Here is a 12,817-nt window from a genome sequence, read left to right as displayed (position 1 = left end):
GCACCCCCGAAGGGGCAAGGACATGTCACCAGATGTAGTCCTTGGCCACCTGGCGCTTGTCGTGACCGTGCAGAATATGAAGCACCCGGATGGACTTGAGCTTTACCGGCGAAAGGGAGCCCAGGGGGATATGGACGATCTTTTTCCCCATGCGTGCGGCGATCTGCCGGAAGATGCTGCGGGGTGGCCGGGCGGCCACGTGGACCACATGCTTTTCGGGCGAATAGTCGAGAGCGGCCAGAAGGAGTACCTCCGGCTTTGACCGGGCAAAGGCATAGTCCGGGTCGCGCCAGACATCCATCATCCGGCGCGGCGGGGAGGAGAGAAGAAACCCGCCGTACTCGCAGCGGCAGATGCCGGGACCGACGATGTTGTCCGCCGGCGGCGTCGCATAGAAGGCCATGTCCGATTCCTGCTCGTGCTCGCCCAGCCAGGTCGTGCGGTAGGGATAGTTACCGTTTTCCCGGTCTTCGTCGAAGATGACGACCACCGAGCCCACGCCCCCCTTGGCCCGCAGGCTTTCCCGAACATAGACCCGCCCGTCGGCAACGTTGCGCAGCGTTTCCCGCAGATCGATCCCGTCCAGCAGCGACGAGGTGAAGGGCTCCGTCCGGGAGAGTTCCTCGGAAAGCTGCATGGCCCCTTTTTTCTTGAGAAAGCGGCCATACTCCTCGATCACCACATCCTCGGGCGGGTAGGAGCAGATGCTCGGGTCAGTGAATCCTTCGAGCCATTCTCCGGTGCGCTTCTCCTTCTTGCGCTTGAGAAAGCCCAGATGCGACAGCCCTTTCCGGCGCCGCTCCCGTGGGCGGAAGCGGATGCGGCGGCTCCCGCCCCAGATTTCCTCGGGGGAGATGCTGATGGTCGGGATGTCTGCATCGGCCCGCTGCCAGTGATAGAAGGTGGCAAGGCGCCACAGGGCGTAGGCGAAGTTATCGTCCACGCATCCCCGTGCCGCCATGAGCAGTTGAAACAGGTCGGGCAGGAGCGCGCCCGAGGCAAGGGCATAATTGCGGGCAAAGCGGAAAAAGGCCCGCTTCTGCCAGAGGTGGACCGGTTCGCCCGTCTCCTGCCGGTAGTGGCGGGCAGCCTCCTGGAAGAGCCGGAAAATGACCCGCTGCCGGTCGGGGAACTCTTCCCCCCGCCCCGCATGCCGTGCGCCCCGTTCCACCGCATGGCGCAAGAGTTCTTCCTCCGGGAGGTCCTTCCTCCCGCCGACAATGAGCTCGAACGCGCTGAACCGCTTGCGGAGCGTCTCGCCGCGATCGTCGGGTTCGGGCGGCAGAGGACCGCGGCGCAGTTCATGGACCGCCGAGATAAAGGGAAACTCGCCGAGGATCTCCCGGCAGGAGTCGGGATGCAGGTTGAACAGCCTCACCCCCTGGCGCCGCACCCTCTCCAGGGGAGCGGCCTGGGGTCGCCCGAAATCGTCCTTGATCCGCTCCAGATGGTACATGCCGCAGACAAAGAGAATGCGGCCATACTCCTTGGCCAGCTCCTGCAGCCGCCAGGCCATTCCCCGCTCGCGCCGCCGGTCCTCCCGGCCCGGCGCCACAGAGCCGGCTGCGCGCCGGTACTCCTCATAGTAGGGGGAGAGGCCGATCCGGTGAATGGCGTAGGAGTCGGGAAGCGCTTCCACGTGGCGGGGATAGGAGTCGGTATCCACATCCACGAGCCGCAGGGGGATCCGGCGCTCCAGGGCCAGTCTCGCCCCTTCGACCAGGGGATCGGCCGGCTCCACCAGGAGGTAGACCGATTCGGCGCCGCCGCGGCGCTGCCGACCTTCGTAGTGGATGACCGAGATCTCGGGCAGCCGCTCCACGGCCCGCAGGAACGGCGCCTCGAGCGTGGGCGGCAACTCGATGGCGATGCAATCGGGCTTGACGCGGTGCACCGCCTCGCGGACGAGATGCGCGAACTCCAGGCGATAGTGGAGGACGGGAAGGGCGTGGACGGGGCCGAACTGTTCCAGGTGGAGGCGATGGGGCATGGGGTATTCGTCCTTGCGCTCACAGCCCCTCCCCCGAGAGAAACGCACGGGTGCCGGGTCGCTGCGGTGTCGACGGGCCGAACAGGAGAAGAGGGTCAGGTGGAAATCACCGCGTCTATTGATGCGGCGCGGAAACGCTACGCTCAGGCGAACTGGCTGTAGTACTCCTTCACCTTGACGAGGTAATCGCGTGTCTCGCGAGGGAGCAAATGGGGCTTACGGTCGACGTTGCCGGGGCCCCAATTGTATGCGGCCAAGGTCTTGTCGATATCGCCCCCGTACCGCTTCAGCAGATCCTTGAGGAAACGCGTGCCGGCCATGACGTTCTGCTCTGGGTCGAACGAATCGGTAACCCCAAGGCCCCGCGCGGTGGCGGGCATGAGCTGCATGAGCCCACGGGCTCCGGCATGGGACACTGCGTTAGGATTAAAATTGCTCTCGGCCTTGATGACCGCCTTGATGAGCCCCACCTCGACCCCGTAGCGGCGGGAGGCCCGCTGAATGACATCTTCGAGCCAGCCGGCATCGCGCGGGCCGGCTGACGAGACCTCAGCAGCGGACACAGAGGCCGGCTCCCCGGCCACTGCCTGCGGGGCATCGGCAAGGGGCGTCTCGCCACGGTTCTGGGCAAAGCTCTTGAGGATGAACTCCATGGCCTGGGACCCGACGGGCCGGGGCATCTCGCCGGCGGTATCTCCCAGGGAGAAGGCGCTTCGCATCATGTCGAGGCGCATGAGCTCGGCCGCCGCGGCAGCGGTCTCCCTGATGTCGGTTTTCCGCCCCGGTGCCCCGGCTCGGCCGGCGAGAAGGGCCTCAAAACGCGAAGTGTCCGCCGCGCCGGTGCCGGAGGGACGTTCCCCTGTAGAAGCGTTGTCGGCTTGAAGGTTGGGGCGTTGTGTCGGATCGATGAACATACCCGCGTCTATGCAAGAGACGTGGAAATTACATCAAGCTTTCTCTTTTTTAATTTTTCGATCAGGGTGGTCCGCTTCAGATTGAGCAACAGTGCCGCCTCTTTCTTATTGCCGCCGGTCTTCTTGAGAGCCTGCAGAATAAGATTGTTCTCAAACTCTTCGACAACGGTATTGAGACAGATGCCCGCATCGGGAAGCGCCAGGGTTTCGGACGGTGCGGACAGCGAAACGCCGGTGTACTTTTCCGGCAGGTCCTTGACACCGAGAGTGCCGAACCCCTTGAGGATGACGAGCCGCTCCACCAGGTTTTCCAGCTCACGCACGTTGCCGGGCCAGTCGTAGTTGCCGAGTATCTCCATGGCGTCGGCATCGATGCCCTTTACCTTGCTCTTCTTGTTGCGGTTGAAGCGGTCGAGGAAGGTGTTGACCAGAAGGGGGATGTCCTCCCTGCGCTCCCGCAGGGGCGGGATGAAGATGGGGATGACCGAGATCCGGTAGAAGAGGTCCTCCCGGAACTGCTTGGATGCTACGAGCTTTTCCAGGTTCTGGTTCGTGGCGGCGATGATCCGCACGTCCACCTTCTTGGAACGGGTTGCCCCCACCGGCTCCAGCTCTCTGTTCTGCAGCACCCGCAGGAGCTTCACTTGCAGGTTGGGCTTCATATCGCCGATTTCGTCGAGGAACAGGGTCCCTTTGTCAGCCATCTCGAACCGGCCGATGCGGGTGGCGATGGCTCCGGTGAACGACCCCTTCACATGGCCGAAGAGTTCGCTTTCCAGCAGCTCGTCCGGAATGGCGGCACAATTGACCGGCACGAAGTTGCGGTTTTTCCGGTTGCCCAGGTCATGGACCGCCCGCGCGACCAATTCCTTGCCTGTCCCCGATTCTCCCTGGATGAGGACGGTGGAGTCGGACTCGGCAACCTTCTCGATCAGCTCGAAAAGAGAGAGCATCCGGGGGCTTTCGCCGATGATGTTGGGGATGAGGGAGCGGCTCTTGAGGGCCGGCTTGCTCCGGTAGGTCTGGCTCTGGAGCGACTGGTGCTCGAGGCCCCGCTTCACGTGGGTTTCAAGCTCGTCGAGGTTGAACGGTTTTTCCAGATAGAAAAAGACCCCTGCCTTGAGCAGGTTCGAGGTCATTTCGTAGTTGCCGAAGGCGCTGTAGGCGATGACCACCGTACCGGGACGCATGGCCTTCAATTTCTTGACGAACTCGAGGCCGTTGACCCGTGGCATCATCAGGTCGGTAATAACCAGATGGACATCCTCGACTTCAAGCTTTTCCAAGGCATCCTGACCGTCAAAGGCCTGGACGACATCATACCCCTTGTACTTCAGAAACGCCGCGACAAAATCTCGTGTTTTCTTGTCATCATCAGCAATGAGCAGCCTCGGTGTCTCCATGTTCTCCCCTGGACGGCATGACGTGAGCTTGGCCCGGCCCCTTATACGGTCGACTGGACCCCATATTAGTCATATTTATGACAAAGGTCAACAAAATGACGATCATGCCAAAAACTTTTTTCCACTGCCGCTCACGAGGCTTTTGCTCCTGAAATGCGCCCCTGCATTCAGGGGCCGAACGCGCTGAGCACGCAAAAATCCCCCACCCGTGGAGCGGTACAAAAAAAATACTAAAATTATGGACGCTTGCGCCGATGAGAATACTGCACCCGCCGGACGGGATTACCTCCCCTTCCCGGTTCGGCGGTCCAAGAGAACGCAATTTGCATGAACGCCGAACGGTGCCCTCAAAGAAACGCAACCGTTGCCGCGGACGAGCCAAGGAGGATGACGATGCAGAATGCACTGCAGACCAGGGTCGATGAGACGAGGAATGAACTGATCCAACTGGTGAGCTTCAAACTCGAGGAAGAGGAGTACGGCGTAAACGTACTGAAGGTCAGAGAAATCATCAGGATGCCGAGCATTACCCGTGTCCCCAACACCCCCCACTACGTGGAGGGGGTCATCAATCTGCGTGGCAAGGTGATCCCGATCATTTCCATGCGCAAACGTTTCGGGCTGCCCGAAGGTGAGAACAGCAGCCAGACCCGGATAATGGTTATGGACATGGAGGGTGAGCTGATGGGGTTCGTCGTCGATGCCGTTTCCGAGGTCATCCGCATCTCCGAGAGCGAGATCCAGCCGCCGCCGGCAGTCGTCAACAGCGCCGTGGAGCAGGAATGCCTGTCCGGCGTCATCAACCAGACCGAACGACTCCTCTTCTTCCTTGATCTGGAAAAGCTCATCACCCAGGACGAGCGCCGGCTCTTTTCCGGGATGATATAGCAGCACTAAGCGTATTACCTGGCAACTTCTTTTCGCGAGGAGCAGCACATGGCGATTGAATGCGAAGACCAGGAACTGCTTGAAGGGTTCCTGACCGAAACCACCGAGCTTCTGGAAAAGCTCGACGACGACCTGGTTGCACTGGAAAAGGCGCCGTCGGACGCGGACCTGCTCAACGGCATCTTCCGCTCCATACATACGGTCAAGGGAGCGTCAAGCTTCCTGGGGTTCGAGCTGCTGGTCAAAGTGACCCACAAGACGGAGGATGTACTCAACCGTCTGCGACGGGGCGAGCTGACCGCCACCCCGGAGATCATGGATGTCATCCTTGAGGCGGTTGACCTGGTAAAGGTCCTGGTGGCGGACATCAAGGGCGGCGACATCGTAGACCGGGAGATCGACGGGACCATCAGCAAACTGATACCGCTTCTGTCGGAAAACGCGAAGGAAGCGACCGTGCTGAAGACGCCGACGGCGCAGCCCGAGGCCACGGCTCCCGCGGAACAGCCGGCCGAGGAGACCGCCCCAACCGCCGAACAGTCGGCTGAAGCGCCAGCCCCTGTGGAAACCGCACCTCCCCCACCACCGGAGACAGCCGCCCCTGCGCCGGCCGTGCGGCCCCAGAATGCCCCCGCTCCGGTGAAGGACGACAAGAAGGCCGATGACCTCGCGGATAACTCGACGGTCCGGGTCGACGTCAAACGGCTCGACGACCTCATGAACCAAGTGGGTGAGCTGGTCCTGGAACGCAACAGGATGATGCAGCTCAACACAGACTTCCAGGGCGAATCCGGCGACTCCAGTTTCGGCGAGGAATTCGCCAAGCTCTCCAAGCGGATCAGCTTCGTCACATCGGAACTGCAGATGCAGGTTCTCAAGATGCGGATGATCCCGGTGGAAAAGGTTTTCAAGAAGTTCCCCCGCATCGTCCGCAACCTGGCCCGGGATCTGGGCAAGGAAGTAGACCTGACGGTACTGGGCGAGGAAACGGAACTGGACCGCTCCGTTGTCGACGAAATCGGCGATCCGCTCATCCACCTGATCCGCAACGCCATGGACCACGGCCTGGAGACCCCCGACGAGCGGGTTGCCGCCGGCAAGCCCCGCAAGGGGACGCTCATCCTCTCCGCGGCCCACGAGGGGAACCAGATCGTCATCAGCATCAAGGACGACGGACGGGGAGTCGACACCGACAAGGTGGCCCGCAAGGCCAAAGAAAAGGGGCTCGTCACCGACGAGCAACTGGCAGCCATGGGCCAGCGCGAACTGCTGGACCTGATCTTCCTGCCGGGCTTCTCCACCAAGGAGAACGCAACCGACCTGTCGGGGCGCGGCGTCGGCATGGACGTGGTCCGGACCAACATCAAGAAGCTCAACGGCATCATCGACATCAGAAGTGAGCTGGGACGGGGGTCTGAGTTCATTCTCAAGCTCCCCCTGACCCTGGCCATCATCCAGTCGCTCCTGGTTGAGGTCGAGGATGAGACCTATTCGCTCCCCCTGGCTGCGGTCCTCGAAACCCTCCGGGTGGACGAAAAGGAGTTCCACACCATCGGCGGCCAGGAAGTCCTCAAGCTGCGCGATTCGGTTCTCCCCCTCATGCGGCTGCAGCGGATCTTCAACATCGCCCCCGGCGAACGGAATCGGTCCTCATGCTACGTGGTTGTCGTTGGGGTTGCCGAGAAGCGGGTGGGACTCGTCGTATCACGGCTTCTCGGCCAGCAGGAAGTGGCCATAAAGTCCCTGGGCAAGTATCTGGCGAACCTGCCGGGCATCGCCGGCTCCACCATCCTGGGCGATGGGCGGGTGACTCTCATCATTGACCCGGCCGGACTTATCGAGAACAGTGACGGGAGCGGCGGCGGACGTGTCGCAGCCTGAGCGGACAACGAGCCGGACTCCAAACTAACCGAACGCACGAAGGGACCACCGTGAAACTCTCGGACAAGGATTTCGAAATACTAAGAGATTTCATATACAACCACTGCGGCATGTATTTTCACGCCAGCAAGAAGTACTTTCTGGAAAGCCGCATTGCCCGGCGTCTCGAGGCAACGAAATGCTCGGACATCCACGGATACCTGGGACACCTCAAGGGGGGAGTAGGCAAGGCCGAAGAGCTGACCAAACTGCTCAACGAGATCACCACCAACGAGACCTGCTTCTTCCGCAACCCCCCTCAGCTCAAGGCTCTGGAAAACGTATTCCTCCCTGAGATCGTCGCCACCAAGGGGAAAATCGGCTTCCGCAAGATCCGCATCTGGAGCGCAGGCTCATCATCGGGCGAAGAGGCCTACACCACGGCCATGATGCTGCTGGAAAAGCGCTCGACGATCCTCAAGGACTGGATCATCGAAATCGTCGGCACCGATATCAGCGAGTCAGTGCTGGCTCAGGCTCGAGAAGGGATATATAATTCTTACTCCGTCCGCAACACACCCGATTTTTACCTCAAGAAATATTTCCGGGAAGAAACGGGCGGAAGATTTCTCCTGTCGCCCGATGTGAAGAAGCTCGTCTCTTTCTCTCACCTGAATCTCTACGAAGACTCGAAAATGGTCTTCATGAAGAGCTTTGACTTTATTTTCTGCGCGAATGTACTGATCTATTTCGACCTGGCATCCAAGACAAAGGTTGTTCAGCACTTCTACAACAACCTGCAGCCCTATGGCTATTTCTTTGTCGGGCAGTCAGAATCCCTGCATGGCGTGAACGACAAGTTCAAGACGGTTCATTTCCCCGGGGGATTTGCCTACAAAAAATGAAAGGTGGTACGGAACCTGTGGAAACGAGCAAAATGGAAAAGGCGGCCGCACTGCTCGGCGGGATGATCGATCTTCCAACCATCCCCGCTGTCGCCATTCAGGTCCTTTCACTCCTGGACGAGCCAGAAGTCGATGTGGATGATGTGGCCGAGCTGGTTCTGACCGACCAGGTCATGGCAGCCAGGGTTCTCAAGATGGTGAACTCGCCCCTCTATCGTCCGGCCACCGAGATCACCTCACTCAAGGGGGCTCTGGTCTATCTGGGGCTGCGGCATATCCGGGAGTTCATTCTCACCTGCTCCATCATCCAGTGCTCCGAGGGAAAAGATGGCGTCCTCGGCGTCAAACCGTTCTGGGAACACTCCTTCGGCGTCGGCATCGTGGCCCGGCTGATCGCGGAAAAGGTGGGTTACCACGATACGGAAAAGGCATACATCGGAGGGATCATCCACGACATTGGCGAGGTATTCCTCAGCTACTACATGCGGGATGAGTTCCAGAAGATTGTCGACTCCATCCGCGACAAGCCCCACAAACTCGTGGAGGCCGAGGAGGAATTCCTTGGAACGACCCACTGCGAGATCGGGCTTTGCATCGCCCGGGCGTGGCGATTCCCTGATGATTACTGCGAGGTGATCGCCCACCATCACGCCCCCCAGGAGGCGAAGAATGCCCCCCGACTTACCGCCATCGTCAATCTGGCTGATCTCTTCTGCAATGTGCGCCAGCTTGACTACGGCGGCAAAGCCTGGGTAAGCTTTTCCCTGGCCGACGAGCCGGCGTGGGGGATGCTCCAGGGACCCGGTTCACGGCTCTCAGAACTGGATATCGAACGGTTCTGCTACGAGTTGGATGACCGGGTGGAAGAAATCAGTGAGTTGGTAGGTAATATCTTCAAGAACGGGTGATTGTGCATGCTACAGAATCAGACACGAAAACTGCGAGTCCTGGTCGTCGACGATTCTTCTTTCATGAGGATGGTGATCCGGAGCGTACTCGAAAAGGACCCGGCGATCGAGGTGGTCGGCATAGCCGTTGATGGGATGGAAGGGGTTGAAAAAGCCCTGGCCCTGAAACCGGACCTGATCACCATGGACATCGAGATGCCACGGCTGGACGGGATCTCCGCCCTCAAACAGGTCATGGCCAAGTGCCCGACACGGGTCCTGATGGTCTCAACCCTCACCTGTGAGGGAGCCAAGGCCACCTTTGACGCCCTCGATGCAGGCGCCATCGACTACATCCCGAAAAACGTGACCGACAGCGCCGATGCCCAGCGAGTCTTTCGGGAAGAGTTGCTGCGCAAGGTCAAGGGAGCCGCCAGCTCTATCTTCGGCAGGCCGATGACCACATCGGCCCCCCGGGCGATCATCACGCCCCCCCGGCAGGTGCAGCCCGCTCCGCGCCCCTCGCAGGCTTTGGCCGGCAAGTTCCACTACGTAGGCATCGGCGCCTCAACCGGTGGCCCGGTGGCGCTCCAGGAAGTCCTGGGTCGCATCCCCGGCAATTACCCCCACGGCATCGTGGTGGCCATCCACATGCCCAAGGCATTCACGGGACCCTACGCCGAACGGCTCAACAGCAAGTGCTCCCTCCAGATCAAAGAGGCGAATGATGGCGACATCATCCAGCCCGGCGTGGTCCTTGTTGCTCCGGGCGGCCGTCACATGGCGCTGGCCCGTCAGGGAAATTCGATTGCGGTACGGACTCTCTCAACTGCCGAGTGTCCCCAGTACATCTACATTCCCTCGGTGGACCACATGATGACCACCCTGGCTGACGCCACCAACGGATCGGCCTTGGGAGTTATCCTTACGGGCATGGGGAGCGACGGGTTCAAGGGGATGAAGCACCTGAAAAGCAAGGGTGGCATTACCATCGTCCAGGACGAGGCCACCTCCACCATCTACGGCATGCCGCGGGCTTGCATCGAAGGGGGCGTCGCAGACACGGTGCTTCCCCTCACCCAGATCGGTTCGGAGATCGCCCGGCTGGGAGGATGATCAACGGCGCGCCGAGAGCAGGATACCTCCCTCGCGGATCAGGGCACGGCACAGGGAGAAGCCGGTCCTCTTGAGGCGGAACAACAACAGCGGTCCGGCCAGGGCCGGACAGTGAGGAATAAAGAGCGACAGCTCACCGTTGTGGTCGATCCACGATTCGGGGCAGGAAAGGAAGCGGGCCAGCGGCGCCAAGTCCCTCTGCACGCCCGCCGGACCATGAGAACCGACAGATGCGGCAGTCCCGGCACAGGGGCTGCCGTTTTTGGTGAACGGCGGCACGAGGCACCATGCCGTCACTAGAATGAATGTCCACAGCCGTTGAAGCATTGTCACCTCAGACATTCGCCGTGCGCTGGACAGGCACGTCAGGTCCGGCTAGAATCTCCCCACCATGAACACGCACCACACCCCGCTCCACCCTTGCTTCGATCCGGCCGAGACCTCAAACGAACTGTCACGGCTTCTCGTCTCAGACCCTATTGTCGACGCCGACCTCGACCGGCGCATCGCCCGTCTCCGGGAACGGTTCCGCACCTACTGCGACATCTACCCCTTCGGCATCTGGGACAGCGGGCTCGTGGTCACGCGGGAGATGCGTGCCCTGACCGATCTTCTTCTGCCCCTCGCGGAAATACTGCCGGCATTTTGCCGGCTTTTCAGATTGACGCTCCGGTTTCCCCCACTCCTGGAAGCGACCCCGTTGACAACCGCCTGCTCATGGCTCGACCTGCTCGAACGGCTCGACGTCTCCGCTGCCGGGATGAACCCGGCCCGACTTCTTGAACAGTTGGCCGGGGATGGCGCGAGGCGCACGAGCTTCGTATTTTCCCTCTTCATCCCCCGCCACTACGGTGGCGGTTTCGACCGCTACCCGAACCAGACCGCCTTTCTGAAGCGATGGATACGACAGCGGGGTACTCCGGAAGGGGGTATCTTCTCCGTGCTCGATGCTGCCTGCGGCTGTGGCGAAGGGACTTACGCCCTGGCTCGTCTCCTGCTGGGGGTGGGCATTGCGCCGGACCGCTTCCGCGTGCTCGGCAGCTCCCTCGAAGAGATCGAGCTCTTTGCGGCCCGCCACGCATTCTTCCCCCACGATCAACAACGCGGGGAAGGCCTGCGGGGCTTTGCCGCGCCGCTTCTCGCGACAGGAGCGGCGACGTCCATCGGGTTCGTGCGCGAGGATATCAGGGAGGCGACAGGAGGGTCCTGGGACGTGATTCTCTGCAACGGCATTCTGGGAGGACCGTTCATCCACGACCGGCAGACGCTTGAACGCACGATTGCACGACTTGCGGCTCGTCTGGCTCCGGGCGGGCTCATTGTGGCGGCCGACCGGTTCCACGAGGGATGGAAGCGGCGGGTCCCCGACGCCATGCTGGAAGAGATGCTGCGCGGCGCGGGGCTCACCGTACTCACCGTGGGGGAGGGCGTTGCCGGGGTCAGACCCTGATCAGGATTCCCCCCCAGGAAAGCCCGCCGCCGAACCCCATCATGAGAACGAGTTCCCCCGGCTTGATGGTGCCGTTGCGCAGGTATTCGTCCAGCGCGAGCCCAACCGACGCGGCAGCCGTGTTGCCGTAGCGATCCAGGTTCAGGAGGAAACGTTCTTTGGGGATACCGGTCTTGCGGGAAATGAAGTCGATGATCCGATAATTGGCCTGGTGCGGAATGATGTGGTCCAGATCGGTCACCGCCACCCCGGCCTTTGTCGTCACTTCCTCGATAATCTGCGGAATTACGTCGGTGGCAAAGATAAAAACCTGCTTACCCGCCATGCGGAAGGAATTTTCCCTCAGGGCGATGGTCTCGGCGGTCACCGGCTTGCGGGACCCCGACGAGGGCACCTGGATCAGCTCCCAGCCGCCGCCGTCGCTCCGGATGACGCTCTGGAGGATACCGGTGCGTTCGGTGGTCCTTCCCAGAATGACCGCCCCGGCGCCGTCACCGAACAGTGGACAGGTGGTCTGATCTTGAAAATCGAGGATCTTCGAGTAGGTATCGGCGCCGATCACCATGACCCGCTCGTATTTGCCGGACCTGATGAAGTTGTCCGCCGTTTCCAGCCCGAAGACGAAACCGCTGCAGACGGCATTCATATCGAAGGCAAAGGCATTCACGGCACCGATATTTTTCTGAACCATACATGCCGTGGCCGGCAGACACATGTCGGGAGTGGACGTGGCCACGATGAGACAGTCGAGTTCCCCTGCCCCTATGCCGGCACGGTCAAGGGCCTTGAGGGCCGCTGCAGTGGCCAGATCGGACGTGGCCTCGTCTGGAGCGGCGAACCGGCGTTCCCGAATGCCGGTTCGGGACTGTATCCACGTGTCGGCGTCGTCGACCAGGTATGAGAAATGGGAATTGGGGACCACCCGCTCGGGAACCTGGCCGCCGGTGGCAAGGATGATTGAATGAAACATGAGACTCTCCGCTCCCCGTGAAACACGGAAGCCCCCACCGGGGGCTGCTTGATAATTCCTCGAAATATCTCACATTTCACGAACAAATGTCAAAGCAATTAACCGTCCGCATCCGTTTCGTCGCCCCGGTCGAACAGGGCGTCGACGACGGCATAGCACCAGACGGCGGCAAAAAAGGCGAGCAACCCCATGGCAACCGTCCCCCCTGATGCCATCGTTTCGGCAACAGCATGGGCATCGACGACCCCGGTAATCTTCGCCTTGACGAGCACCGGACCCAATCCTCTGAGGACCACGAAAACAGCCCCGATAAGAAACACATTGGACAACAGGAGCAGTATTCCCCCCTTGGCCCTCCGGCCGTTTTTGAGCTGGCCGAGGCCGGGGAGCACGAACGCCGAGAGAAGCGCAGCCTTGATGTTCAGTTTCATAGA

Annotated in this window: 12 protein-coding genes; 6 read left to right on the top strand and 6 right to left on the bottom strand. The window is 60.9% G+C overall.

Annotated elements, in window-relative coordinates:
• Window positions 1–25: 25 nt before the first annotated feature.
• From AABA48_RS16075 to AABA48_RS16065, 3 genes are all read right to left on the bottom strand, one after another.
• A complete protein-coding gene (locus AABA48_RS16075) occupies window positions 26–1,990 on the bottom strand; it encodes a hypothetical protein (RefSeq protein WP_286351289.1) in 1,965 nt (654 codons plus the stop codon).
• Window positions 1,991–2,133: 143 nt separating this feature from the next.
• Entirely contained in the window at window positions 2,134–2,904 is a 771-nt protein-coding gene (locus AABA48_RS16070) for a lytic transglycosylase domain-containing protein (protein WP_338270722.1), read from the bottom strand.
• Window positions 2,905–2,912: 8 nt separating this feature from the next.
• A complete protein-coding gene (locus tag AABA48_RS16065; protein ID WP_338270721.1) occupies window positions 2,913–4,307 on the bottom strand; it encodes a sigma-54-dependent transcriptional regulator in 1,395 nt (464 codons plus the stop codon).
• A 393-nt stretch (window positions 4,308–4,700) separates the two neighbouring features.
• On the opposite strand from AABA48_RS16065, the gene AABA48_RS16060 reads away from it, so the two are divergent.
• Genes AABA48_RS16060 through AABA48_RS16040 form a run of 5 tightly spaced genes read left to right on the top strand, consistent with a single transcriptional unit; the run spans window position 4,701 to window position 9,963 of the window.
• The gene (locus AABA48_RS16060) at window positions 4,701–5,195 is read left to right on the top strand and encodes a chemotaxis protein CheW (protein WP_010940969.1); all 495 of its coding nucleotides are present in this window, start codon (window positions 4,701–4,703) and stop codon (window positions 5,193–5,195) included.
• Window positions 5,196–5,243: 48 nt separating this feature from the next.
• Window positions 5,244–7,076, top strand: coding sequence for a chemotaxis protein CheA (locus AABA48_RS16055; RefSeq protein WP_286351286.1), 1,833 nt, complete (start codon window positions 5,244–5,246; stop codon window positions 7,074–7,076).
• 50 nt (window positions 7,077–7,126) lie between these two features.
• Window positions 7,127–7,960, top strand: coding sequence for a CheR family methyltransferase (locus AABA48_RS16050; RefSeq protein ID WP_286351285.1), 834 nt, complete (start codon window positions 7,127–7,129; stop codon window positions 7,958–7,960).
• Between the two features lie 17 nt (window positions 7,961–7,977).
• On the top strand, window positions 7,978–8,868 hold the full coding sequence (locus AABA48_RS16045; RefSeq protein ID WP_324309380.1) for an HDOD domain-containing protein: 891 nt from the start codon (window positions 7,978–7,980) through the stop codon (window positions 8,866–8,868).
• A gap of 6 nt (window positions 8,869–8,874) precedes the next feature.
• A complete protein-coding gene (locus tag AABA48_RS16040) occupies window positions 8,875–9,963 on the top strand; it encodes a protein-glutamate methylesterase/protein-glutamine glutaminase (RefSeq protein ID WP_119331582.1) in 1,089 nt (362 codons plus the stop codon).
• Here AABA48_RS16040 and AABA48_RS16035 read toward each other — a convergent pair whose 3' ends face one another.
• The gene (locus AABA48_RS16035) at window positions 9,964–10,290 is read right to left on the bottom strand and encodes a hypothetical protein (RefSeq protein WP_338270720.1); all 327 of its coding nucleotides are present in this window, start codon (window positions 10,288–10,290) and stop codon (window positions 9,964–9,966) included. It lies immediately after the preceding gene.
• A 64-nt stretch (window positions 10,291–10,354) separates the two neighbouring features.
• Between AABA48_RS16035 and AABA48_RS16030 the strand changes: the two genes are divergently transcribed.
• A complete protein-coding gene (locus tag AABA48_RS16030) occupies window positions 10,355–11,413 on the top strand; it encodes a class I SAM-dependent methyltransferase (RefSeq protein WP_338270719.1) in 1,059 nt (352 codons plus the stop codon).
• On the opposite strand, the gene AABA48_RS16025 is transcribed toward AABA48_RS16030, so the two are convergent.
• Together AABA48_RS16025 and AABA48_RS16020 are read right to left on the bottom strand one after the other, a co-directional pair.
• Complete coding sequence (locus tag AABA48_RS16025; RefSeq protein WP_286351282.1) at window positions 11,403–12,383, bottom strand: beta-ketoacyl-ACP synthase III; 981 nt, start codon at window positions 12,381–12,383, stop codon at window positions 11,403–11,405. The genes AABA48_RS16030 and AABA48_RS16025 overlap by 11 nt on opposite strands.
• Before the next feature lie 98 nt (window positions 12,384–12,481).
• Window positions 12,482–12,814 carry a hypothetical protein gene (locus AABA48_RS16020; protein ID WP_286351281.1) on the bottom strand — a complete coding sequence of 111 codons (333 nt, stop codon included), beginning with the start codon at window positions 12,812–12,814 and terminating at the stop codon, window positions 12,482–12,484.
• Window positions 12,815–12,817 lie beyond the last annotated feature (3 nt).

Source organism: Geobacter sp. 60473, assembly GCF_036323535.1.
Lineage (GTDB): Bacteria > Desulfobacterota > Desulfuromonadia > Geobacterales > Geobacteraceae > Geobacter > Geobacter sulfurreducens.
The sequence above is the reverse complement of the archived record's forward strand: the minus strand, read 5'-3'. Positions and strand labels throughout refer to the sequence as shown.

Coding starts and splice junctions, on each gene's coding strand:
- AABA48_RS16075 (WP_286351289.1), bottom strand. CDS start 1,990: ATGCCCCATCGCCTCCACCTGGAACAGTTCGGCCCCGTCCACGCCCTT.
- AABA48_RS16070 (WP_338270722.1), bottom strand. CDS start 2,904: ATGTTCATCGATCCGACACAACGCCCCAACCTTCAAGCCGACAACGCT.
- AABA48_RS16065 (WP_338270721.1), bottom strand. CDS start 4,307: ATGGAGACACCGAGGCTGCTCATTGCTGATGATGACAAGAAAACACGA.
- AABA48_RS16060 (WP_010940969.1), top strand. CDS start 4,701: ATGCAGAATGCACTGCAGACCAGGGTCGATGAGACGAGGAATGAACTG.
- AABA48_RS16055 (WP_286351286.1), top strand. CDS start 5,244: ATGGCGATTGAATGCGAAGACCAGGAACTGCTTGAAGGGTTCCTGACC.
- AABA48_RS16040 (WP_119331582.1), top strand. CDS start 8,875: ATGCTACAGAATCAGACACGAAAACTGCGAGTCCTGGTCGTCGACGAT.
- AABA48_RS16035 (WP_338270720.1), bottom strand. CDS start 10,290: ATGCTTCAACGGCTGTGGACATTCATTCTAGTGACGGCATGGTGCCTC.
- AABA48_RS16030 (WP_338270719.1), top strand. CDS start 10,355: ATGAACACGCACCACACCCCGCTCCACCCTTGCTTCGATCCGGCCGAG.
- AABA48_RS16025 (WP_286351282.1), bottom strand. CDS start 12,383: ATGTTTCATTCAATCATCCTTGCCACCGGCGGCCAGGTTCCCGAGCGG.
- AABA48_RS16020 (WP_286351281.1), bottom strand. CDS start 12,814: ATGAAACTGAACATCAAGGCTGCGCTTCTCTCGGCGTTCGTGCTCCCC.